26 protein-coding genes and 1 pseudogene are annotated in these 22,423 nt (G+C 38.5%); all 27 read left to right on the top strand.

The window, feature by feature from the left end:
- The first annotated feature begins 8 nt into the window (after positions 1-8).
- On the top strand, positions 9-443 hold the full coding sequence (locus tag MHI01_RS06665) for an Rrf2 family transcriptional regulator (RefSeq protein ID WP_340982812.1): 435 nt from the start codon (positions 9-11) through the stop codon (positions 441-443).
- Between the two features lie 34 nt (positions 444-477).
- The gene (locus MHI01_RS06660) at positions 478-975 is read left to right on the top strand and encodes a metallophosphoesterase family protein (protein WP_340982811.1); all 498 of its coding nucleotides are present in this window, start codon (positions 478-480) and stop codon (positions 973-975) included.
- Between the two features lie 347 nt (positions 976-1,322).
- Positions 1,323-2,237: a sugar phosphate isomerase/epimerase family protein gene (locus MHI01_RS06655; protein WP_338708929.1), complete on the top strand. Its 915-nt coding sequence runs from the start codon at positions 1,323-1,325 to the stop codon at positions 2,235-2,237.
- The gene (locus MHI01_RS06650; protein WP_036609172.1) at positions 2,234-3,406 is read left to right on the top strand and encodes a Gfo/Idh/MocA family protein; all 1,173 of its coding nucleotides are present in this window, start codon (positions 2,234-2,236) and stop codon (positions 3,404-3,406) included. The genes MHI01_RS06655 and MHI01_RS06650 overlap by 4 nt, the downstream gene beginning before the upstream one ends.
- A 58-nt stretch (positions 3,407-3,464) precedes the next feature.
- Complete coding sequence (locus MHI01_RS06645) at positions 3,465-4,562, top strand: Gfo/Idh/MocA family protein (RefSeq protein ID WP_340982810.1); 1,098 nt, start codon at positions 3,465-3,467, stop codon at positions 4,560-4,562.
- A gap of 304 nt (positions 4,563-4,866) precedes the next feature.
- A complete protein-coding gene (locus MHI01_RS06640) occupies positions 4,867-5,313 on the top strand; it encodes a DinB family protein (RefSeq protein WP_340020051.1) in 447 nt (148 codons plus the stop codon).
- A 202-nt stretch (positions 5,314-5,515) separates the two neighbouring features.
- Complete coding sequence (locus tag MHI01_RS06635) at positions 5,516-6,019, top strand: hypothetical protein (protein ID WP_340020052.1); 504 nt, start codon at positions 5,516-5,518, stop codon at positions 6,017-6,019.
- Between the two features lie 359 nt (positions 6,020-6,378).
- Positions 6,379-6,819: a hypothetical protein gene (locus MHI01_RS06630; RefSeq protein ID WP_340982809.1), complete on the top strand. Its 441-nt coding sequence runs from the start codon at positions 6,379-6,381 to the stop codon at positions 6,817-6,819.
- A 638-nt stretch (positions 6,820-7,457) separates the two neighbouring features.
- On the top strand, positions 7,458-7,835 hold the full coding sequence (locus tag MHI01_RS06625; protein ID WP_340982808.1) for a hypothetical protein: 378 nt from the start codon (positions 7,458-7,460) through the stop codon (positions 7,833-7,835).
- 194 nt (positions 7,836-8,029) lie between these two features.
- Positions 8,030-8,269 (top strand): hypothetical protein, encoded by a 240-nt coding sequence (locus MHI01_RS06620; protein ID WP_192132250.1) that lies wholly within the window; start codon positions 8,030-8,032, stop codon positions 8,267-8,269.
- Between the two features lie 350 nt (positions 8,270-8,619).
- Positions 8,620-9,648 (top strand): hypothetical protein, encoded by a 1,029-nt coding sequence (locus tag MHI01_RS06615; protein WP_340982807.1) that lies wholly within the window; start codon positions 8,620-8,622, stop codon positions 9,646-9,648.
- A gap of 148 nt (positions 9,649-9,796) precedes the next feature.
- On the top strand, positions 9,797-10,594 hold the full coding sequence (locus MHI01_RS06610) for a hypothetical protein (RefSeq protein WP_340982806.1): 798 nt from the start codon (positions 9,797-9,799) through the stop codon (positions 10,592-10,594).
- 164 nt (positions 10,595-10,758) lie between these two features.
- Positions 10,759-12,042: a hypothetical protein gene (locus MHI01_RS06605; protein ID WP_340982805.1), complete on the top strand. Its 1,284-nt coding sequence runs from the start codon at positions 10,759-10,761 to the stop codon at positions 12,040-12,042.
- Positions 12,043-12,376: 334 nt separating this feature from the next.
- On the top strand, positions 12,377-12,922 hold the full coding sequence (locus MHI01_RS06600; protein ID WP_340982804.1) for a M23 family metallopeptidase: 546 nt from the start codon (positions 12,377-12,379) through the stop codon (positions 12,920-12,922).
- Between the two features lie 314 nt (positions 12,923-13,236).
- Complete coding sequence (locus MHI01_RS06595) at positions 13,237-13,956, top strand: ferritin-like domain-containing protein (RefSeq protein WP_051447116.1); 720 nt, start codon at positions 13,237-13,239, stop codon at positions 13,954-13,956.
- Between the two features lie 237 nt (positions 13,957-14,193).
- Positions 14,194-14,838 carry an HAD hydrolase-like protein gene (locus MHI01_RS06590; protein ID WP_340982802.1) on the top strand — a complete coding sequence of 215 codons (645 nt, stop codon included), beginning with the start codon at positions 14,194-14,196 and terminating at the stop codon, positions 14,836-14,838.
- 212 nt (positions 14,839-15,050) lie between these two features.
- Positions 15,051-15,455 carry a DUF4259 domain-containing protein gene (locus tag MHI01_RS06585; RefSeq protein WP_036609153.1) on the top strand — a complete coding sequence of 135 codons (405 nt, stop codon included), beginning with the start codon at positions 15,051-15,053 and terminating at the stop codon, positions 15,453-15,455.
- 179 nt (positions 15,456-15,634) lie between these two features.
- The gene (locus MHI01_RS06580; protein ID WP_036609152.1) at positions 15,635-16,261 is read left to right on the top strand and encodes a Type 1 glutamine amidotransferase-like domain-containing protein; all 627 of its coding nucleotides are present in this window, start codon (positions 15,635-15,637) and stop codon (positions 16,259-16,261) included.
- Positions 16,262-16,318: 57 nt separating this feature from the next.
- Entirely contained in the window at positions 16,319-17,080 is a 762-nt protein-coding gene (locus MHI01_RS06575; protein ID WP_340982801.1) for a nucleotidyltransferase domain-containing protein, read from the top strand.
- 273 nt (positions 17,081-17,353) lie between these two features.
- A complete protein-coding gene (locus tag MHI01_RS06570) occupies positions 17,354-17,677 on the top strand; it encodes a hypothetical protein (RefSeq protein ID WP_340982800.1) in 324 nt (107 codons plus the stop codon).
- Positions 17,678-17,876: 199 nt separating this feature from the next.
- Positions 17,877-18,377 (top strand): DUF7674 family protein, encoded by a 501-nt coding sequence (locus MHI01_RS06565; protein WP_282321781.1) that lies wholly within the window; start codon positions 17,877-17,879, stop codon positions 18,375-18,377.
- Positions 18,378-18,463: 86 nt separating this feature from the next.
- Complete coding sequence (locus tag MHI01_RS06560; protein ID WP_127546003.1) at positions 18,464-18,865, top strand: GNAT family N-acetyltransferase; 402 nt, start codon at positions 18,464-18,466, stop codon at positions 18,863-18,865.
- 102 nt (positions 18,866-18,967) lie between these two features.
- Positions 18,968-19,180, top strand: a complete 213-nt coding sequence (locus MHI01_RS06555) for a helix-turn-helix domain-containing protein (protein WP_127546006.1) — start codon at positions 18,968-18,970, stop codon at positions 19,178-19,180.
- A gap of 367 nt (positions 19,181-19,547) precedes the next feature.
- On the top strand, positions 19,548-20,105 hold the full coding sequence (locus MHI01_RS06550) for an HAD-IIIA family hydrolase (protein ID WP_127546009.1): 558 nt from the start codon (positions 19,548-19,550) through the stop codon (positions 20,103-20,105).
- 184 nt (positions 20,106-20,289) lie between these two features.
- Positions 20,290-20,445: pseudogene (locus MHI01_RS06545) on the top strand (NUDIX hydrolase); the annotation flags it as partial.
- Positions 20,446-20,666: 221 nt separating this feature from the next.
- The gene (locus MHI01_RS06540) at positions 20,667-21,350 is read left to right on the top strand and encodes a response regulator transcription factor (RefSeq protein WP_127546015.1); all 684 of its coding nucleotides are present in this window, start codon (positions 20,667-20,669) and stop codon (positions 21,348-21,350) included.
- A gap of 11 nt (positions 21,351-21,361) precedes the next feature.
- Complete coding sequence (locus MHI01_RS06535; RefSeq protein WP_127546019.1) at positions 21,362-22,414, top strand: sensor histidine kinase; 1,053 nt, start codon at positions 21,362-21,364, stop codon at positions 22,412-22,414.
- The last annotated feature ends 9 nt before the right edge of the window (positions 22,415-22,423 follow it).

The following is a 22,423-nucleotide window of genomic DNA, read 5'->3' as shown; positions in this document are numbered from 1 at the left end:
GGTTAATCATGAGTACTCATTTTTCGGTCAGTGTGCATTGTTTGTTGTTATTGTCACTCAGCGCGCCTGAACGAATCACGTCTGCACATATTGCAGGTAGCGTGAATACCAACCCTGTCGTCGTCAGACGTATTCTGGGCGGGCTGAAAAAGGTGGGCTTGGTGAACTCCTCTCCTGGAACAAGAGGCTTCTACTTAGCGAAGCCATCAAGTGAAATCACATTAGCCATGATCTATCAGGCTGCCAAGGACGAAGGTCCATTGTTCCCGATTCACGGCAATTGTAACCCGGATTGTGAGGTAGGCTTGCATATAGACGGCTTGCTGACTAATCTGTATCAGGTTGCCGAGGCGAAGGTGGAGCAGTTCTTTGCATCCATTACACTCGAAGATATGGAACGTTCCTGTACTCAGATGCAAGCTGTTCCATCACAGACAGAATAGATTGCAACAAGACGAAGGAAAGGTGGGTTGTTATATGAAAATTGTAGTCATCTCTGACACGCATTGTTCACGTAAATCACGGAAGTTACCGACTAGGCTCCTGGATGTATTGCCGAGTGCCGATCTCATTCTTCATGCCGGTGACTGGTCGGATTGGAGTGTGTACCCATTGCTTAGTGAGTATGCACCAGTTGAAGGGGTAACGGGTAATACAGACCCGTCCGAAATCGCTGAAAAACTGGGATATTCCCGTATTGTTGAAGTGGAAGGACTTCGTCTGGGGCTAGTGCACGGTCATCTGGGATCAAAGGGTACGGAGCAGAATGCAATTCATACCTTTGCAGGCCAGCATGTGGATGCTGTGATCTACGGACACTCACATATCCCGGTGATGCATACCGTGGACAACACACTGGTATTTAATCCGGGGTCGCCTACGGATCGGCGTTTTCAGAAACAATACTCATTTGGCATCATGACAATAGATCAGGGGAAAATACAGGCTGAACATGTGTTCTTTGATCGGGATTAGAGAGATAAGCGCTGGTTGCAAGTTGGACGAGTACAAGAGCTAGAACCAGAACCAGCTACTGAAGTGGCGACTTGATAACTGAGAGGGAACCTTCTCCTTAAATTTCATCTTATATATATGATTATTGTACAAGGCATCTTTGAGCAGAATTCAAATCTGTTCCAGGGATGTCTTTTTTGATTTCTGATCACATCATTCTCTTGGAAGTTATCTCTGAATGGGGAATGTGCTCTGTTCGTTATCTGTCATTCATCTGTTGGCGTTTTCCCCTATGGTGACGTTCAGTGGAGTGATACAATGCCTTTACGACATGAAATGAATACGTTTACATAAGGAGATGGATCATGATGAAACTGTCTGTATTCACGGTGGCTACCCCTGATCTGAATGCAGAAGAACTGGCATCGGCTGCGGCAGCAGCGGGAATTGATGGAATTGAGTGGAGATTCCGTGGAATTCCTGAAGATGCTATATCTGAAGAGCCTTCTTACTGGAGAAATAATCGATGCTCGGTAGATCCGAGCCGCTGGGAGGAACAGGTTCCTGTTTTTCGTGAAGCAGCGTTAGGGAAAGGTAGAAAATCGATCGCACTTGTACCGTATCTGAACTGTGAAGATCTGTCTGCCACCAAGCAAGCGTTTCAGGCTGCGGCTGGTTTAGGAGCATCTATGATGCGTGTGGGTGTTCCTGGATATGATCGCAAGACCAGTTATCCTGAGTTGTATCGTAAAGCCGTTGATTACCTGAGTGAAGTACAAGATCTGGCCAAACAGTACAACATCAAGGCGATTGTAGAGACACATCACCAGACGATTGCACCGACGGCATCGCTGGCCTATCGACTTGTGCAATCGCTCGACCCGCAGCATGTTGGTGTATTGTACGATCCAGGCAATATGGTGCATGAAGGATATGAGAATCATCGGATGGGACTTGAGTTGCTGGGGCCTTATCTGGCTCATGTACATGTAAAAAATGCCGGGTGGTTTGAACCAGAAGGGAAAGATTCACAAAAGGCTAATGTGACTGAGAAGAGCAGCGGAGTGGCTCTGAATACAGCCTGGAAATGTCACTGGACGCCGCTGACTGAAGGCATGGTGGATTGGGTACAGATGGTGCGGGATCTTCGTGCCGTCGGGTATGACGGATATTACGGAATAGAGGACTTTAGTGGTGCCTTGGAATCCAAGGCGATGTTACAGCATTTTGCAGACGTTTTCGCCGAAATTGAGCGTCGTGTGGACGAGGAGGAGCAGTCATGAGTATCGTACGAGTAGCGGTGATTGGTATTGGAAACATGGGAGCAGCACATGCCAGAACGTTGGTGGCTGGAGAAGTACCCGGTGCAGAACTGGTTGCCGTATGTGATGTAAGAAGAGAGATGGAGAGCTGGGTATCCAGTCATCTTCCGGCAACGGTAACCTATTGGCAGGATGCTGAGCAGATGATGGCTTCGGGTACGATTGATGCAGTCATTATTGCAACGCCGCATTATGATCATCCGGAACAAGCCATTCAGGCTTTCCAGCATGGCTTGCATGTCATGATCGAGAAGCCGGCCGGTGTATATACGAAACAGGTACGCAAGATGAATGAAGCGGCCGCAGCCAGCGGTAAAGTCTTTTCCATGATGTACAACCAGCGGACCAATCCACTCTATATTAAACTGAGAGACTTGATTGCTTCAGGGGAACTGGGAGAGGTACGGCGTACCAACTGGATTATTACGAACTGGTATCGATCCCAAAGTTACTATGATTCCGGCGGCTGGCGGGCAACATGGGCAGGTGAAGGGGGCGGTGTACTGATTAACCAGGACCCGCATCAACTGGATCTGTGGCAGTGGACCATCGGCATGATGCCGGTGCGAATGCGTGCTTTCTGTTCGTTTGGCAAGTATCGGAACATTGAAGTGGAAGATGATGTAACAGCTTATGTGGAGTATGAAAATGGAGCAACGGGTGTCTTCGTAACGACTACTGGAGAAGCACCGGGTACCAATCGATTCGAGGTCAACGGAGACCGGGGCAAAATCGTGATCGAAGATGGAAAACTTACGTTCTGGCGACTTCGGGAATCTGAGCCTGAATTCAATCAGCGGTTTACCGGAGGTTTTGGACAGCCAGAATGCTGGAAATGCGAGATTCCGATTACAGGTGTGGAAACGGGTCACCCGGGTCTGATTCGTAACTGGGTTGATGCGATTCGTACAGGCGTACCACTTATTGCTCCCGGTGAGGATGGTATACACGGATTGACGTTATCGAACGCTATGTTGCTGTCCACCTGGACGGATAACTGGGTGGATCTGCCGATCGATGAGGATCTGTTCTATGAGCATCTGCAGGAACGCATTGCTGGCTCAACGACGAAGAAAGACAAGGCATTCAGTGGCAGTCAACCTGCTGATTTGAGTCAAACGTTTAAATGAAGATGTCATATAAGAAGAGTTCATTGTAATCAACATTTTATAAAAAGGATGGGATGACATGGCTAAAGACGGGATGTTCTATGCACCAAAAAGTGTCACAAAAGAGGTCGTATGTGGTCCGGGTGAGTTCACCATTGCTGCTGTTGCGCTGGATCACGGGCATATCTACGGCATGGTTGGGGCATTGTTGGAGGCTGGTGCTACCCTCAAGTGGGTGTATGATCCGGACCCGGCGAAGGTAGCGGCATTTCAGAAGCAGTTCCCACAGGCTCAAGTTGCTGGATCTGAAGCAGAGGTGCTTGCAGATGATGAGGTGTTATTGGTGGCAAGTGCAGCGATCCCTTCAGATCGTGCGCCGCTTGGTATGAGAGTTCTGGCCGCAGGCAAGGATTATTTTACAGACAAAGCACCGTTTACCACGCTGGAGCAATTAAAGCTTGCACGAGAAGAAGTGAAGCGAACAGGCAAAAAGTACATGGTGTATTACAGTGAACGACTGCATGTAGAAAGTGCGATCTATGCGGGGCAGCTCATTGAACAAGGGGCAATCGGCAAAGTAGTGCAAGTTATGGGTACAGGCCCGCATCGCCTGAATGCTGGAGGAAGACCCGATTGGTTCTTCAAGCATGAGCAGTATGGCGGCATTCTCTGTGATATCGGAAGTCATCAGATCGAACAATTTCTGACGTTTGCTTCATGTACGGACGCTGAGGTAGGGTTCAGTCGTGTGCATAACTTCAATCACCCACAGTTCCCGGAACTGGAAGACTTCGGCGAAGCTTCTCTGATCGGGGACAACGGAGCGTCCGGTTACTTCCGAGTGGACTGGTTCACACCGGATGGTCTGGGCACATGGGGGGATGGGCGTACCGTTATTCTGGGAACGGACGGTTATATCGAGCTGCGGAAGTATATCGACATCGCAAGGGAACCTCAGGGGGATCAGGTGTACCTGGTCAATCATGAAGGGGAGTACCGCTACAATGTAAAAGGCAAGGTAGGTTACCCGTTCTTCGGCCAACTCATTCGCGATTGTCTGGATCGCACCGAGACAGCCATGACACAGGAACATGCATTCAAAGCCGCAGAACTCTGTCTGATTGCACAACATAAAGCGATGAGCGAGCGCGTGGTGTGGAGTAGCGGAGCGAAGTAAATATTTTAGGTGAAGGAGAGCAAAGGTTGATTACTATAGATTATCCGTAATTCTTCTATTGTTGAGTGAAGAAAGAGCAGCCCAAATGTTAAACTGCATCCAACAGGTTAGTTATGTCTAACGAATGGAGTAGTTCGCACTGGGGCTGCTTTTTTTGAGTATGTTCGTGACTTCGCATATGGATTAATCTGGGTTATATTATATGTAGTTCGGATATTGCTTGAAAAGAGAGGTATTTACGAAGTTCGTAGAGATGATGTTATAGGAAATCCATGCGAAGTTAATTCAGGAGGGACTAAAGAAGATGAACAAGAAACTATTAGAGCAGTTTGAATATTTCAATAAATTTGTAAAATCAATTGATGATGTGACTTGGCAAAAGTCGATTGCTCCTGGAAAGTGGACGGTGAAGGAAGTCGTGACCCATCTATGGAATTGGGATATATATACTTTAAATACAATGCTCCCACACATAAAAGACCAAGTGAAACTCCCAGGATTCGTCGATCATGATACCCATAACTTAAAAGCAATAGAGAAGGCTAAAGAATTTACAGACAGAGAAAGTATGATTAAAACCTTTATTGAAACTCGAACCCATTTAGTCAACCAATTCCGTGAGGTAGATCATTCAGAAATTCACTTTTTTATAGGCAATGATAAACGACCTTATACCTATGAAAGATATCTAAAAATATTCGTACACCATGATGAACATCATAAGAAACAAATCGAAAACCTATTAGCGTGATTCAGAGAAGACATGGACATCCTATAACATCATATTCACGCTGCGGACATTCGTCCTTGGTTGGAAGATGTGAATACAATAGAAGTAAATCACCAACACAGACTTCATCCTAAGATAAGAGCTATCTAAGGATGAAGCCCGTCGTGAACCTTTGAACGTTATGTGCAATCAGCTTAAATAAGAGAAAGAAAGAGTGAGATAGATGATTCAGAGTAGATATTTATTTGTATCGCGTGAAGGCAAAGTCGTGAAGATCGCTCGTCCTAAAGATCATAAATATAAATCTGTTCCTCAGTTAGCAGGTGAGGACGTACTTGAAGTAATCTTATATTACAGAAATAAAGATAGGAAGCCACATGAGCTGCTGATGGTGGGATTTGATAGATTCCGTTTGGATTCTCAGGGGAATTATGTACAGACAGAAGAGGATAGAAAAAGAGCTTTTCATAATTTTCATTCTTTTGGAATGGCCGATTTGCTTGAAGGAATAGAAGATGAAAAGGAAGACAAGCCACTACCTATACCTGTTGCTCCAATAATTCCAACAACTGCTGAAAAAAGATCATTATACGTTTATATAAATGAGAAACTACCGAATTTTTCGGATGATGCTCCCTATGTAATAGAAAACAAAATCAAAGCTGCTAAAGAGAAGTATGAAGAGTTCAAAAGCATGGCAAGGAAATCAAGAAATCCTTCTAAGTAGTTCGAAGAAGAAGCTGACAACACATAACATAATATTCACGCTGCGGGCATACGCCCTAGGTCCGGCATTCGCCGGACACTCGACATGCGTCGAGTCGTGAATACAGAAACGTTATACGCAACCCCTTAAGAAGGTTAAACCATGCAACCAATTAATATAATAAATATAGGTGAAAGAATACATTTACAACGTAGCAGTTGAAAACCAGGATGAACGGAATATTAGAAGGTGTACCATATAACAATAAATTTTCACATTGATAGTTATGCTCCTTGGTCATCAAGAGGAATACCAGAGAAGCGGATTCATAATAAAGTGCAAACTAAAGAATATTGCTATTATGCGAAAGAGAGGATCAAATGAATTATCATTTTGGTTTTTCATGGAAGGGTCTGATAATCTTTTTATTGCCAATGATACCAAATATATTTCATTTTTTAATTCCTGCGTCAGATATATCAGGAAACAATGCAAATAGCCATTTGATTTTAGATGTTTTGGAGCACGGAAGTCAGGCGATATTTTTCTTTCTTCTGATATTTGTTGTAAGAAAACAAGCATCTGAAGTGCGATGTCCTTATATAATTGGTATGGCAATAATGTTGATTTTTTATTATGGGCTATGGATATTGTATTTTACAGGCAACGCAAACTCGATTATTTTTTTGGGGATGGCCGTTCTCCCGGTAGTATATTTTATATTAGCTGAGATTTGGCTTCAAAATTATCTGGCTATTATACCAACAGTACTTTTTGGTATTGTGCATGTCATTAATACATATTTGTCTATTGCGAATTAAAGGGAGGACAACAATCCTCTTAAATTTTGATTGTGCGTTCAGCATGCATTCTATATCAAGGATTAAGTCTCGATGGTGAGGTTAGAAGTAAGCCATAGCTTAAGGCAGGGGTGTCCGGGGTGTCTAACGTGAGCAGGAATCTGAATGAAGCCATCGGCAAATCTCCGGTCCGAGGAACACGAGCCTCTTATAAGGCTAGCGTTCATTGGATGAAGTTACTACATAAATCAAAGTTGATACTTCTGAAGGCGTACGAGAGTAAATGAGGGGATCTTTCCTATGCGGAACGGATTTGATAGGAGCAAAAGATAGAACCAAAAGATAAAACACGTAAAGACATATTAAATACATAAAACACACAAGACATATAAGGTTGTGGAATCGAAGAAGAAGGGGCAGCGTATAACAATGCATTTTTGCTTCGTCGCTGACGCTCCTCGGTCTTCAAGAGGGATTTCGGAGAAGTGGAATCAGACGACACATCCAACCGGCTAAGTGGCAAAGCCACTCGGACCTCCGGTCCTTCAGCCGTTTGGACGTCAGAAATGCACAACGTTATATTCAATACCCTAAAATCAAGAAGAAACTAAAGAACAGTACTAAAGAAGAAACATATAAGTTAATTGAAGGTGATAATTATGAAAGATTGGGACTACAGTAAGCCTTGGTTCCATGGCTCGCCATTATTTCTAAATGAATTACTAGTCGGAAGCACAATAACTCAAGATCAAGAGTTAGCAAGAATCTTTTCGCAGAAACCATCTATTGTTTCTTTTGATGAGAATGGCGCAAGATTTCATAATGGTAAGTTATGTGGATACATTTACATAATTGATGAGGAAATTATAAGTGAGGATGTATATCCACATCCAGCAACTACCATGAAACCTGGTGAAGAATGGCTCATAAAAAGAGGATTAAAAGTACGAAAGATAGATGAGACGAGAACAAGAGCGGAAGAACAACTTTCAGAGGAAGAGGAGTTAGAATTATTGGAAAAGCTAAATAACAGATAGCCCATAGCTTGGTCACAGAAGAGGGCACTGCAAATAACAATATATTCACGCCTCGGGCCATTCGGCCCTGGGTCAGGCAGGGGAATTGGGAGCAGCCGGACAACCCTGCACTGGCTAAGTCCGTCAGACCCGGCTGTAGCCCTTAAGCCAGTGAGGGTTAGTGAATACAAGAACGTTATCTGTAAGATTGAAAAATGATTAAAACTGTAAAAAGAAAAAGTATATATTATCTAATTATAGAGTTAATTCAATTGCAACGTTCTGTTGCTAGAGGGGAAGTGATCAAGGTGCTAATTTTGATCCTGCTTATAATTATTGTTATGGGAGTAGCAATTATAGATGGGAGATTAAAAAAGAAACTTGAAAATGATAAAAGAATTATTGAAAGATTAGATGTGTTAATTAATGAAGTGAGAGATATCCGTAAAAAATAGAGATATAATAATCACAAAAGAAAATAAAAGCAAAGGCTTATTGTTAATAGTAAATCGCTGAAACCTATCAAATTCAAATCAGATGGAAAATAGGATTGAGTGGACTTGTTTACAAAATGTTAATAAGAGATATTATGAATATCAATAAAAAAAGTTATAATCCAACGTGTAATCTCTACTCGAAGAAGCTCAATCCATCAGATAACATAATATTCAAGCTGCGGCTCCTTTGGAGTCTGGGTCTGCTTGGTGGATCTCGAAGTAGTTTTCCGGCAGACAACCCCTTTGGGGTTCATGAATACGGGACCGTTATATGAAATCAAAATGAAGAGGATATTGGAGAGTGCCCTATGAAGAATTTGATGAATCAAAGCATTATATTGAAGTACTCGTTTTTCTTAAGCTTATCACTCGCAGCTATAATCATTGTTAGTCAATTAATAATGGCATTTATCAATCATCAGTTAACTGTATCAGAAACAATTTTCATCAATATTTTGGTCTTTGTTTTGTCAATAGCATTCTCAGGAATATTTACATACTTTGGCGCAGTGCATAGCTTCAAACAAAGTCAAAAGGAATTTGCTTTTAGTGCATTTAGACGTATTAAAGAAATTGAAGCAGCAGCAATCACTTTGGAAGATGCAGTCTTGAGAATGGAGAAAACACAGCAATATGACCCAAATAGTTTGAAAATAATCACACTATTCCTTCAAAGAACTATTAAATCATCGATCGATGATTGGGGGCAAGTTATAGGTGAGGAACTCAAAACATTAAATATGATAGGAATTAAAGAAGCCGAACTGATGGAAATGGAGAATTATAAGAACCAAATCTTATTAAATGTTGAAGAAGAAAACGTAAAAACAGATGTAATTAATGAAGAAATTTTAGAAATCAAAGAACAAATAAATCTTTTAAAGAATAAATTGCCTCATAATTTTGCTCAACTATTATCTGATGAACAAATTGAAAAGATGAGAGCTAAAATTATGATACCAATTGCAGTTTTACCTGAAAAGCGTCTACAACTACAAGAGAAGTTTATATCTGCACTGAATACAGAACCAGTTAAACTTCATATAAAAGTAAACCAAAAGTATTTTGATGAATTTGTTAATATAAAACCTAATATGTACTTGATTAATGAAGAATTATCATTGAGAAAAGATGAAAAAGGATGCTATTACTTTGAGAATGAAAGAGGTCAAAAAACTGTAATAAGTAAAACTGGTTATACTCCATACAAAATACGGGAACATATTAATATCTTTTTAGTAAACAATAATTTTACCATTGGAGAGATTAAAGCGATAGTTACTGATTGGAAGCCTAATGAATTATTTGGTGAGGTGATTCTTAAAAAGATTGGATAGATTATTCAACGGAGATTTCGACTTCATATAACATAATATTCACGTTGCGGGCATACGCCCTTGGTCCGGCATACGCCGGACACTCAGCATGCGCTGAGTCGTGAATACAGGAACGTTAGACGAAATTATTCTTGAGGTGAAACAATAGATGAAAAACAAGAAGATGAAAAAGAGGAAAAAACAATTCTTAGATGGGCGTATACACGAAAAAAACTTTTTGGGTGCTGTCATAGATAATGAAAACAATCAAGTTCGTGTATATTCCAAAGATATGCTTCAAAAGAGAATTCAAAGAGATTCATTTGGAATAGCAAAATCTTTTGATAAGGTATATTCTAATGAGCTAATTCCCATAAGTGAACTGTTTAGTAAAGCCAACTATATTATCAGCAATAGTTTTTTTAGAGCTAATTATGAGGATGATTCAGTAAAAGTCACTTGTACACAATTAATGATGAATGCTGCCGCTACAATTCAATCATCCGTAGAATTATTAAGATTAGGTTATACTTTACAACCATGTATGCTGCTTCGTTCAGTAATAGAAACGATAAGTACAGTGGCTTATTTCATAATAGAACCCGAAGGACACAAAATATATCAGGATGGAAAGCTTGATGTAAATAAAACTATAAAATACGGAAAACAGTTGATACCAAACTTAGGGAGTTTACAAGGACTGTTAAGTAATCACTTCGTACATATCAGTTCACTGCATTCAGAACTTAACGGATTAACAAAACACACAAAGAATAACCAGCCTACAAGAATAAATTTAAATATGATAATGGTATGCACATGGTGTTTATATGTTACCAGTGAGATTGTATTTTATGATTATTTTGATGAGCATATTTATTGGAATAAGATTGATGAAGGTCAATTTAAATTTGAACAGAGTGAGGAAGATAAAAAATGGATGAGTGAGTTTCTCAAAGAAGAATAACCTCGTATAACATAATATTCATGCAGCGGCTCCGATAAAGCCTTGGTCTGCGGATGGATTTCGGTGAGGAATTTCAGCAGACAACCCCTTCGGGGTTTATGAATACAGGAACGTTACATGAAATATCTACAAATATTAGATACTATTACTTGGAGGAACCGTCTATGTCTAGAAAAAGCCGATATTTTGGAGAAGGCTTGTATGGTCTTTCACAAGCGAGTGAACCAAATGAACTTTTTGAAGCTTGGGCAATAATGAATAATTCTAATGATACAACTGGTATTTTCTCGTTAGATAATTACCATAAAAGTGGTTATCCAAGCGGAATAAAAAAACTTATTGAATCTGAGAACAGCCATATTATTCCTTATTTTTCAACGGATAAGTTGTACTTTATAGAAAATGATTTAATTAAAGAAATGATCATGAATGGAAGTAGTGACACAACATTCAAAGTAGATTATTCAATCATGTTAGATACTAACTATGCTAGCTATATTGATAATTTCGTTACCAATAACGGATGGTCAACAATGACTAACGAAGTATTTCAATCTATAGATATACTTATTCGAGGAGGACACCATTACGATTATTTATTTTACATGATTGAGAATTACAAAAACTCTTTCAAGTTAGAAGGAGAAGAAGACGAGTCAATTAGAAAGGATAAAAGAGCGAAGTTGTATAAAAATTTGGTTAGCCTAGAGCTTTTCAAAAGCATTGATCAGAAACAGTATTTAGAGAGTGGCACTCTTTCTTACACGATTAGTGAAACAGAGGCTTTTATTCTTGCTGACCAAATTTTTAATGGAACCTTCAATGCAAGTAGTATTGAGGAAATTATGGGTATATTTAAAAATATTCATCAATGTATGACTCTATTACTCATTGGTATTTTAATTAGCAAATTTGAGAATAAAGCGGGAGTTCCAAAAAAAATAGATAATTTATTTAAGTTTATTAACGATGAATTGGGAATTTATTATGAAAGAGAATTCATTGTAGCACATCAGTATTTTCTGAATTCAAAAAACGTCAATATGCTCAATAAAATTAATAAAGGCATGAATACTGAGAAATTGTTTCGTCAAATTGAAAATATAGCTTGGGATTTTTCAGTTCCTCGTATCATGGAATATTTTCTTAAGCGAGGGGGAGAGGGACGTTTTTTCATTCCATTTTTTTTGACAAATGATTTTAATTTAAGGCAACTACTGAGTTTATTTAAGGTGAAAGGAGTGATCTTTGATAAAATAGGTGATTTATTCATACCCCTACCTATTTTTAATACTAGTGACTACTTTAAGGAACATAAATGCAACATTGAAATGTATTTCACAGATGACATTAAACAAAAAAGAGAAGCTGTTTACCAGAAAAATTTGAAAGAAAACTTTAGTATTATTAAAGAAAAATTTGAAATGTTAGTTCATATTCTGAAGTGAGCCAATAAGTCATAGATATAGATACTTCATGTAACATAATATTCACGCTGCGGGAATTCGTCCTTGGTCCGGCAAACGCCGGCCACCCAGCATACGTCGGGTCGTGAATACAGAAACGTTATGCGTAACTTCCTAAATCCGTAATAATATAGAGAACAATAACTAATAAGCAATACCAATCAAATGGCTGCAAAGTCGTATTTTCTATTTGCAATAAGGTAAACGTTACGGCAAAATCAATAGTTTCTTTGGTAATTTAGCCCTTACGGACTTGTTAATATAAAGCGAAATATTCAATCGGTACTATATCTGATAATAGATTAATGAAGAAGGGATGAAAAGTTTGAACATTTTTGAAGTGACTATACACCCTATATTTCATCATATTTTTCTAACAATTGAACATCCCGAAGGACAGTATCAGTACATTGGTGACGCGTTGGGAAGAGATTGCATGATAGCTCGATTTACATACGGTTGGATGCGGATGTATGACGGTGATGGTACAAAAAATGCGGATTGGTACACTTGGGAGGCTGAGGTGCTGGCACCATTTGATGGAATGGTGAAATCTATATTTATTAATCCGATAACTAATAAGCCTGGGGAGATCACACCGGGAAGAGCAAGTTCTATTGAGTTTGCAAGAGAAGAAGGTGTTATTGTTACATATGCCCATGTAATGGAGATATGTGTTGAAGAAGGTGACATTATAACGGCTGGTCAAGAAGTTGCCAAAGCAGGAAACAATGGGTATTCAAGACATCCACATATTCATGTAGGTGCATGGATCAATGATTCTCCATTACAAATTCGATTTGACTTACAGGCAATGGGAACTCAACTAAATAAACTAGGAGAGAGGATATATTTATGTTAATAAAGATTTCAATATTGTAAAAGATCTATGTAGATCAAAGTGTTTTACAAAAGTGAAGAGCTATCAAAGGGTTATGCAAGATTAATAATTGTAAGTGGAGCGAAGAACTTGAAAGCAACGCATAACACCATGTTCAAGCATCGGCGCGTCCACTCCTCGGTCCGGTAGAAGTTGAGAAGTCAGGAAGCAGGTTCAGCCGGACAACCCTGCAAGCCTAAGTCTATCGACCCGTTCCCTTTGGTCACTTAAGGCTTTTGGGCTCGTGAACACAACACGTTATCTGACATAAAACTATTACATTTTAGGAGCAAATAATGAATATCACTTTCTCGAAATGGGTTCAATATTATCGAAGAAATAATCAAAACCTCAAATATATTCATTGGGATGACAACTATAAATTAACAACTAATGAAAGAGAAATAATCATTAAGTCAATTCAACAGTTTCAATTAGGAGAAAACTCTGAAGGTAAACATCTAATTAAACGTGCGCAAGAATATGTACATCAGACGCAAGATCAGGATTACTATGAAGCGCTTATAGAATTCATTAAAGAAGAACAGAGGCACGCTAGAGATCTAGGCAGATTTATGAAGGTACAGGGAATCCCACTCCTTCGTAGACATTGGGTGGACAATGTATTTAGAAGATTACGTCAATATGCGAGTCTAGAACAATCAGTCATTGTTCTATTAACTGCTGAGATCATTGCTAAGTTGTACTATAAAGCTTTGCAAAAATCTACAAAGTCAAAAGTATTAATAGATTTATGTAATCAGATTTTAAGTGATGAGGAGAAACATGTTCAGTTTCAATCCGAAACACTTCATAATTTTGCTCAAAATAGAAACGTTCTCTTTAACAGAATAGTTTATATCCTTCGTAGAATCCTTTTTGAAGGAACGCTAATTATAGTGTGGTATCAACATAAGCCTGTATTTAAAGCTGGGGGATATAAACTCAAAAGTTATTACTATGAATGCCGTCATGAGTTTAACTTAACAAAGAAGATGATAGCTAATTCACAGTAGAGGTTTACGTCAGATAACATTATATCCAAGCTTTGGGTCCTGACGCTCCTTCGTTCAGCCCGAAGGGAATTGGTAGGGAAGTGGAATCAGGCGGACACATCCGCATCGACTAACCGCATCGCGGTCGCCCCTAACGTGAATTAAGTCGGTGGGGCGTCGTGGATACAGTAACGTTATAGGAAATCAGCGTATAAAAATACAAAATAAATTATTCAAACTCTGAATAGGAGTGGAATCATGCTGGAAGCGGTTATTTTCGATATGGATGGTACACTATTTCAAACAAACAAAATCTTAGAGTTATCGTTAGAAGAAACGTTTTCTGTCTTGAGGTCTCGTAATGAATGGTCGAGTGAAACTCCAACTCAAAAATATCGTGAAATTATGGGAGTTCCTCTACCAGTAGTTTGGGAAACGTTATTGCCGAACCATTCAAATGAAATCAGACGAATTGTAGACGAAATCTTCTTGGAGAAGTTAATTGCAAATATTAATTATGGCAAAGGTGCGCTTTATCCGCATGTCAAAGAAGTTTTTGATTTTTTAAAACAGGAAGGCTGCTTAATTTTTATTGCAAGTAATGGACTAATTGAATACCTCAATGCTATCGTTAACTGTTACAAGTTAAATAATTGGGTGACAGAAACCTTTAGCATCCAGCAAATAGAGACTCAGAATAAGGATGACTTAGTTAGATATATCCTTATGAAATATCACATCAACAACGCTGCTGTAGTTGGCGACAGGATCTCTGATATCAATGCAGCAAAAAACAATGGATTGAAGGCTTTTGGTTGTCGATTTGACTTTGCCCAAGAATGTGAGCTTAAACAAGCGGATTATATTATTGATGATTTACTTGAATTGAAAAAATATATTTAACATCATGGGAAGTGGAATATTTGTGTAAGTGTTTTGGAAGAAGACGCTGACATCCTATAACATCATATTCAAGCAGCGGCTCTTCACGGAGCCTTGGTCTGCAAGGATTTCGGAGAGGAATTTCGGCAGAACCCCTTTTGGGGTTTATGAATACAGGAACGTTATGTCCCTAAGAGCTTTAAAACATAATGACACTTTTTGGAGGTTAATTGATGGGAGCATGGGGAACTGGAATTTTCGAGAACGATGATGTATTAGATTGGAAGGCAGATTTACTTGATTCTGATGACATCGAATTAATTGAAGAGACGATTGAAGAAGTATTAGAAGAAGATTATATTGAGTCAGATTTAGCTTCCAATGCTTTAGGCGCAATTGAGATCCTTGTAGCATTACAAGGTAATCCTGGGAAAGAAATATTGAATAATCAAAGTAATACAGAGGATCTATATGACTGGATCGATAAACATAAAGGTAAAGGAAAAAAACTCATTTCAAAAGCTAAACGAGCAGTTAAGAAAATTAAGAAGGATTCAGAACTAAAAGAGCTATGGGAAGAATCAGAAGAATACCCAATCTGGTTAAATACAATAAATGACTTAGAAAATCGATTGTAAAGAAATTGATAGCTTTTCGAGAAGAGGGAACTTCACATAACAAAATATTCAAGCTGTGGCTCCGTTCGGCAGACAACCCCTTTGGGGTTCATGAATAAAGGAACGTTAGCACAAATCAGGGGAATGCTTAATTAAATTATAAAGATTAGATAAACTATTAGTTAAGGACGGGGATTTCAATGAGTAGCTTGTTACTAACCTCTTGTGGTTTTTATACTGAAGATATTAAAAATCAATTTCTGGAGTTTATTGATGGAGATATTTCTAAATTAAAAGTCTCAATTATTACAACAGCATCCCCTAGAAAAGAAACTAATAGATATGCACAAAGAGCAATGCAAGAGTTTAAGGACATGGGATTTCAGCATATCAATTTTGTAGATATAGAATTTGATGACCCGCAAATTCTCTTACATAGAGATGTTATATATATCAATGGTGGAAATCCATTTACATTATTGTATTACGCGAAGAAAAGTGGTGCTGATGAAGTTATTAAATCACTGGCCGCACAGAATGTAATTATAGTTGGAGTAAGTGCAGGAACGTTATTACTGGGGCCAAATATTAACATTGTCGATTTCTTTACTCCACAGATGAATACAATGGATTTAACGGATTTTAAGGCATTAGGTGTAACCGACAAGCTTATTTTTCCTCACTATGATAGAGAGGACATATTTAAAGATAGTACTAATAAAACAATTGAAGAGAGAATAGTAGAATTTGAATGCAATAAGAACTGTAAGGTGACAAGGCTTAAAGATGAAGAATATATCTCAATCTTAATGAACCAAGCACATTGAAAGTCGTAAATTCATTGAAAGTAGCTCGAAGAAGCTCATATTTTAGGAGGAGTCTATATGATATTAGAAAAAGTTATAAATAGAATTGCAATACAAAGTGAATATAAGGATTTGGTTGATAAGTATGTGGATCATATCCTTAACGAATTTAAAGATAAGATTCATAGCATTTATATGTGTGGCTCGATTCCCAAAGGAACGGCTCAACCTTTTAAGTCAGATGCAGACTTTACTATTGTATGTGCAAATCCCCAAGATATTGATTACGAAAGATTGTCAAATATCAAAGACAGGCTGTTGGAAGAATATCCATTCGTCACTAAGATGGATACGATCATTTGCTCGATTGATGATGTATTAAGTAGACCGAACGATTGGGGTTTTTGGGTTAAGATCATTTGTGTTTGCATACATGGGGAGGACATTGGTGAAAAAGTACCCCCGATCATAATTTCTCCAGAATTCATTTTAGACTTAAATACAGATACTAAGGAGGAAGTAGATCGTGTACATCGTTCACTTTCTAATGTTAGTGATCACTCAATGAAAACTAGATATATTAAAGGTTACTCTAAGAGATTAATTCGTGCATTATACTCTTTGGTTTTAGAAGATACAGGGGTATGGGAAGATGAAATCATTAAGATGAAGAATGCCATATTAAACTATTGTGAGATTGACTCCGCTTTAGTTGAGTATCTATATGCTTGTTACTTGGATAGTAGCAATGTACTTGTTGAAGAGTTTCTGAGAATTGCAGATGAAGTATATCGCTATTTTGAGAACGCTTTAAATACAATGGCTTCTTCCAGAAATTAATTTGGCTAACAATATATTGAAGAGTTTTAGAATGTAATTCAATGATGCCGGCAACAGCGGATAACATTGTTTTCACCCATCGTACTCCTATACTGTCCTTCGGTCACCAGAAGAAGGAACCAGGAAGCGGTGTCAGGCGATCAACCCTGCACTGGCAAAGTGGCGGAGCCACTCGGCCTACCTACCTTAAGCCATTGAGGCGTCGTGAATGCACGAACGTTATGCGAAAGGCCGAAGAACGTATAAACCATGAAAATTTAAAGGATGAAAGAAATGAGTAAGAAGACATATCTTGTGAATATAGCTTATCTAATTGACTTAACTGACGAAGAATATAAAGAAATCGATGGGGATTTGATTCCTGTACTAGAAAATGAAATTACAATAAGGAGAGATTTGAAATTACATTGGGAGAGCAGTTCCTCTGTATATCTCGATCCAGAAGCAATGAATTGCGGAAGATGCGCAAAATGTAATTCATGGGCAACTGATAGAGAAAAGCCAAATCATATTGATGAACTCAATAACGGAGCTGTTGTTGAAGGGCAATTACTTTGTGATGAGTGTTTGCCAGAGGAGCATAGATGGGCCTTCTAAAAATGGATAATGGTTAGTAATTCGCAGAAGTCTGATCCATCTCACTCTTCGAGTCATTCGGAGCTCGGTCCGGCCAAAGTAAGATGAGGATTCGGAGAAGTATTTGGTAGCTGGAGGGAAGTGGAATCAGCCGTACACATCCGCACCGACTAAGCGCATCACGCCCAGCGACTTCGTCTCTTAAAGTCGGTGGGACGTCGTGAATACAAGAACATTAGCAAAAACCTCTGTTAAGAACTGTGTTAAAGAACAGAATCAAATACAAAAATTTTCAGACTTGCGTCATCGTAATTCAAAGACAGTTTATACAGAGGAGTGGGGATTCATGATTAAAAAATCGGAGGAATTTTTAAAGATGATGTTAAATTTCTTCCCTTCCACTAGTACTGATTATAAAAAATCAATTGAGAATCACGGTATGGTATTAGAAACTGTCATAATTGAGGGAATATTCATGCCGGAGATTATTAAGTTATTAAGCGAGAATAGAAATAACAAGCTTCTAGAAAGTATTTTTGATTATTTTGAAGAAGTATCTAATTGCAAAGATGATTACTTAATTAATAGCATTTTTTCAGTTACAGTATTGGAAATATTGGGTAACGACGAAAAGATTCTTCGGGCTGCACAAGAGTATATGGGACCTAAAACCATGCAACTTCAATTAGAGGCTGATAGAGGATTAGGTAGGATTAGATAGAAGCTGATTAACGTGGTGGGACATCGTGGATATAAGAACGGGTATCCAATACTACCAATCAAAACAACAAGCATAGGAGCAATATTATGACAATTATTTTCAAAGAAATAAAAGACATTGATACACAGGCAATTCAAGAACTGTTTCATTCGGTGGACTGGAAATCAGGAGATTTTCCAGAAGATCTGAGACAAGCAATAAACAACTCGCATACGGTTATTACTGCATGGGATGATACCAAACTAGTTGGCTTAATAAATGCATTGTCTGACGGCGTGATGACAGTATATTTTCATTACATGTTAGTGCACAAAGAATATCAATCATTAGGAATTGGAAAGAGAATGATGGAACAAATGCTTAGTCGATATTCTAATGTCAAAACAAAAGTGCTTATATCCTATGATAGTGCAGAAAAATTCTATGGAATATTTGGATTTAAGCCAGAAGAAGGAACTAAAGCCATGTTTATTTCAGATTTGGTATAGCATTGAAGTAAAGATTCCGATCAGATGAGAATTGATTATAGATGGATCTTTTTTTGAGAAGGTCCTATATAAAGCTTCAATTCAGAAATGAAGGGATACCAGATGATAAGTTATAAACCATTTCAAAAATTATTGATTGACAGGGAGATTAAGAAGCAGGATTTATTGAAAATGACGGGGATTTCATCGGCAACGATGGCAAAACTTAATACGAATGAGTATGTATCGTTAGAAGTAATCGATAAATTATGTACGGCATTGGGATGTCAGCCTGGAAATCTATTGGAGCATATAGCAGATTCGAAACTAAGTTGAAGAAATAAATAATATGTTAGTCAAATCAGAGAATCGATTCCGCCGTATAACATTATATTTATGCTGTGGCTTTTAACGGAGCCATAGTCTGCGGGAAGTGTATTTTATGGAAGCGCTCCAGATTACATATTTAAAAATGAACGTCGTGAGTACGGGAACGTTTTGTGAGATTATCGCTAATGTTAAAATCAGGGAGGAATAACAGTGGTTTGATGACAGACTTTAGTTAGATTTAGAATCAATTCTTAGATGTTTTCCAAGAGATAATCTTAATGTTGGTCTCGAGTGGTGATTACAGAAACGTTTTCGTACAGCTTAGTGAAGGTGTATTTATAAATGATCAAAATCCGATAATTGGAGGTTAATTATGAGAGCATTCACTGTAGAAGCAGTTTTTATCGATCGTGATGGAACGATCGGTGGTTCAGATGAAGTCCTTTACCCGGGGGAATTTGAATTGTTTCCATACACTAAAAAATCTCTGGAAAAATTAAAAGTACTTGGAATTAAACTGTATGGATTTACGAACCAGCCCGGTATTTCAAGAGGTGAAGCTACAAAAGAAGCATTTGTTAGAGAAATGATAGAATTTGGCTTTGATAATGTTTTTATATGTCCGCATCAACATACTGAGAGATGTGAATGCCGCAAACCGAACCCAGGAATGTTACTTGACGCTGCTAAGAAAAACAATTTAGATTTAAGTAAATGTATTGTAATTGGCGATCGATGGTCTGATATTTTAGCAGGTCATCATGCTGGATGCAAAAAGGTATTAGTTTTGACTGGAGCAGGGAATGAAGCTTTAAATAAATACAGACATAAATGGTCAAACACAGAAGCGGATTTTATTGCAAGTGATTTCGAAGAAGCAGTTAATTATATTATTAGTCTGGAAGGAACGATTGAAGCGGACCTAAGATAGGAACTATCTAAGGTCTGCTTGTGTTGTGAATATGGGAACGTAATATAGATAGATACTAACAGAAAAACTTGGAAAAGAGCCTATAAAAACTATGTTAGATGTAGAAATAAGACATTTAAGAATAGTAAATTTGGATTTTATTTGTATGATTATTAAAAAAAATAATTTTATAGGATGAATTAGAATGAAATTTATCGTTTCTGCTAGTGTAATCGTTCTCAATGAACATAATGAGATTTTACTCATGAAAGGTCGAAGAGGCTGGGAAATGCCTCAAGGTTGTGTTGAAGAAGGAGAGACTATTAGACAGGCAGCAGTTCGAGAAGTGAAAGAGGAAACTAATCCATACGACACTCCATAAGCTCTGCATTATGATAGACTCCACCTTAAAGTCGCTCTTCTCTTGGTTGGTGATGTTCTAGACAAACACCATTCGACCCAAGATCGGGGCGCTTTTTTATATGATTGTACCTTCGTAAGTCAGGTTTAATTGCGCTAGTTTTCTGATTGTGATTAATTTAGAATAATTAAGTATGTGATAAAAGATAAGGAGGGTTATACATGAATATGAATATCTTCATTATTGAGGATGACCCTCTTCTCCTAGAGGCACTTAGAGAAGGGTTAAGTCAGTGGTCATATGAAGTAAGTCACCCAAGTGATTTCTCGCATGTGATGGATTCCTTTGTAGATCATCGGCCTCACTTAGTGATTATTGATATACAGCTGCCCAAGTTTGACGGCTTTCATTGGTGTAGAGAAATACGTGCCGTGTCCAAAGTTCCGATTATCTTTCTCTCATCAAGAGATCATCCGACAGATATGGTGATGGCCATGAACTTAGGGGCGGACGATTACGTTCAGAAGCCTTTTCATATGGATGTACTTCTCGCCAAGGTTCAGGCAATTCTTCGTCGAGCGTATACATATGAAGAAGCATCCTCTGATGTAATGGAGTGGAATCAAGCGATTGTTGATTTGAAAAGTTGCGAAATTCATAAGGATGGGAAAACTATTAGCCTGACAAGAAATGAGTTTTTTATTCTATCAATATTAGTAAGGTCCAATAACAAGGTCATCTCACGTCATGAACTGATGAAAAGGCTCTGGGATGATGATCAATATATTAATGACAATACGCTCACTGCCAACATCACAAGGTTACGGCAACAGCTCGCTTCTCTCCATTTAGCCGAGGGAATTGTAACTAAAAAAGGTCTGGGGTATATGGCCGTTACGCTTTAGGAGGTTTCACATTGTTCATCGCTTATCTCTTTTATAAAAAAAGTTGGATCAGCACAATAGGGTTATTGCTTCTGCTCACGAATGCTTTGATACAATTTGACGCCGGTATAGATGTGGAGCCTCATTCCCTTATCTATTTAAATACATTGTTTCTAACCATCTGTATTATTTTTTTGATATGGAGATATAAGAAGGAAACAGCCTATTATAAGTCTTTGCATACCCTTTTTAATGATGTGGGAGATGATTGGTTTGAAAGCATCCCGGAACCCCAACGTCGTTTTCCTGACGGGGTGATGTATACCCTTTTGCAAAACATTCATGAGTATGATCTAAACAAACGTCGTGAGGACCAGTTAACTCAACGAATGGATCATGATGACCTTTCCTCATGGGTTCATGAAGTGAAAACGCCCCTTACAGCGATGAAGATCATCATGGATGGTCACCGTTCTAATGAGTTAGTACAAAGGTTAAATGCGCCCTGGTTGAGAATGCACTTATTGATCGACCGGCAGCTTTATATTTCGCGATTAGCTAACTTAGACTCAGACTTGCTCCCGGACAAGCGGAAAGTGCAAGATTTGATAAGAGAAGAAGTGCGTGAGCTATCAACATGGTGTATGGAAAAAAATATAACCATCGAGGTGACGGGGAATACCGCTGCTACCGTGTACACGGATAAAAAGTGGTGTGGATTTGTGATGAGACAGCTTTTAACAAATGCGATTAAGTACAGTCCAACAGATGGTAAGGTATCCATTCATATTGATCTCCAAGAAAATGAAAATGTCATGGTATCGATTATGGATGAAGGACCCGGCATTCAAACACATGATCTGCCACGTATATTTGATAAAGGCTTTACTGGGGAAAATGGGAGGGTTCAGCACTCGGCCACTGGAATGGGACTTTATCTTGCAAAAGAAATAAGCAAGAAATTACACATTCGACTTGAGGTTGCTACAGCTGTTGGCGAAGGTACATCGATTGGGATGATATTCTCTAGTGACAATCCATTTGAACGGATTAGACGATCACCCCTGAATAATAGGCATGAATGAAGCAGTTAG

It is taken from the genome of Paenibacillus sp. FSL M7-0656, from assembly GCF_038003225.1.
In the GTDB taxonomy this organism is placed as follows: domain Bacteria; phylum Bacillota; class Bacilli; order Paenibacillales; family Paenibacillaceae; genus Paenibacillus; species Paenibacillus amylolyticus.
The sequence above is the reverse complement of the archived record's forward strand: the minus strand, read 5'-3'. Positions and strand labels throughout refer to the sequence as shown.

What these genes read in the sequence shown, in the direction of transcription:
- MHI01_RS06610 (WP_340982806.1), top strand. Translation starts at nt 9,797, where the DNA reads ATGAAAAACAAGAAGATGAAAAAGAGGAAAAAACAATTCTTAGATGGG.
- MHI01_RS06600 (WP_340982804.1), top strand. Translation starts at nt 12,377, where the DNA reads ATGAAAAGTTTGAACATTTTTGAAGTGACTATACACCCTATATTTCAT.
- MHI01_RS06560 (WP_127546003.1), top strand. Translation starts at nt 18,464, where the DNA reads ATGACAATTATTTTCAAAGAAATAAAAGACATTGATACACAGGCAATT.
- MHI01_RS06580 (WP_036609152.1), top strand. Translation starts at nt 15,635, where the DNA reads ATGAGTAGCTTGTTACTAACCTCTTGTGGTTTTTATACTGAAGATATT.
- MHI01_RS06575 (WP_340982801.1), top strand. Translation starts at nt 16,319, where the DNA reads ATGATATTAGAAAAAGTTATAAATAGAATTGCAATACAAAGTGAATAT.
- MHI01_RS06595 (WP_051447116.1), top strand. Translation starts at nt 13,237, where the DNA reads ATGAATATCACTTTCTCGAAATGGGTTCAATATTATCGAAGAAATAAT.
- MHI01_RS06660 (WP_340982811.1), top strand. Translation starts at nt 478, where the DNA reads ATGAAAATTGTAGTCATCTCTGACACGCATTGTTCACGTAAATCACGG.
- MHI01_RS06615 (WP_340982807.1), top strand. Translation starts at nt 8,620, where the DNA reads ATGAAGAATTTGATGAATCAAAGCATTATATTGAAGTACTCGTTTTTC.
- MHI01_RS06665 (WP_340982812.1), top strand. Translation starts at nt 9, where the DNA reads ATGAGTACTCATTTTTCGGTCAGTGTGCATTGTTTGTTGTTATTGTCA.
- MHI01_RS06640 (WP_340020051.1), top strand. Translation starts at nt 4,867, where the DNA reads ATGAACAAGAAACTATTAGAGCAGTTTGAATATTTCAATAAATTTGTA.
- MHI01_RS06630 (WP_340982809.1), top strand. Translation starts at nt 6,379, where the DNA reads ATGAATTATCATTTTGGTTTTTCATGGAAGGGTCTGATAATCTTTTTA.
- MHI01_RS06655 (WP_338708929.1), top strand. Translation starts at nt 1,323, where the DNA reads ATGAAACTGTCTGTATTCACGGTGGCTACCCCTGATCTGAATGCAGAA.
- MHI01_RS06585 (WP_036609153.1), top strand. Translation starts at nt 15,051, where the DNA reads ATGGGAGCATGGGGAACTGGAATTTTCGAGAACGATGATGTATTAGAT.
- MHI01_RS06605 (WP_340982805.1), top strand. Translation starts at nt 10,759, where the DNA reads ATGTCTAGAAAAAGCCGATATTTTGGAGAAGGCTTGTATGGTCTTTCA.
- MHI01_RS06650 (WP_036609172.1), top strand. Translation starts at nt 2,234, where the DNA reads ATGAGTATCGTACGAGTAGCGGTGATTGGTATTGGAAACATGGGAGCA.
- MHI01_RS06590 (WP_340982802.1), top strand. Translation starts at nt 14,194, where the DNA reads ATGCTGGAAGCGGTTATTTTCGATATGGATGGTACACTATTTCAAACA.
- MHI01_RS06625 (WP_340982808.1), top strand. Translation starts at nt 7,458, where the DNA reads ATGAAAGATTGGGACTACAGTAAGCCTTGGTTCCATGGCTCGCCATTA.
- MHI01_RS06645 (WP_340982810.1), top strand. Translation starts at nt 3,465, where the DNA reads ATGGCTAAAGACGGGATGTTCTATGCACCAAAAAGTGTCACAAAAGAG.
- MHI01_RS06540 (WP_127546015.1), top strand. Translation starts at nt 20,667, where the DNA reads ATGAATATGAATATCTTCATTATTGAGGATGACCCTCTTCTCCTAGAG.
- MHI01_RS06635 (WP_340020052.1), top strand. Translation starts at nt 5,516, where the DNA reads ATGATTCAGAGTAGATATTTATTTGTATCGCGTGAAGGCAAAGTCGTG.
- MHI01_RS06555 (WP_127546006.1), top strand. Translation starts at nt 18,968, where the DNA reads ATGATAAGTTATAAACCATTTCAAAAATTATTGATTGACAGGGAGATT.
- MHI01_RS06620 (WP_192132250.1), top strand. Translation starts at nt 8,030, where the DNA reads ATGATTAAAACTGTAAAAAGAAAAAGTATATATTATCTAATTATAGAG.
- MHI01_RS06570 (WP_340982800.1), top strand. Translation starts at nt 17,354, where the DNA reads ATGAGTAAGAAGACATATCTTGTGAATATAGCTTATCTAATTGACTTA.
- MHI01_RS06550 (WP_127546009.1), top strand. Translation starts at nt 19,548, where the DNA reads ATGAGAGCATTCACTGTAGAAGCAGTTTTTATCGATCGTGATGGAACG.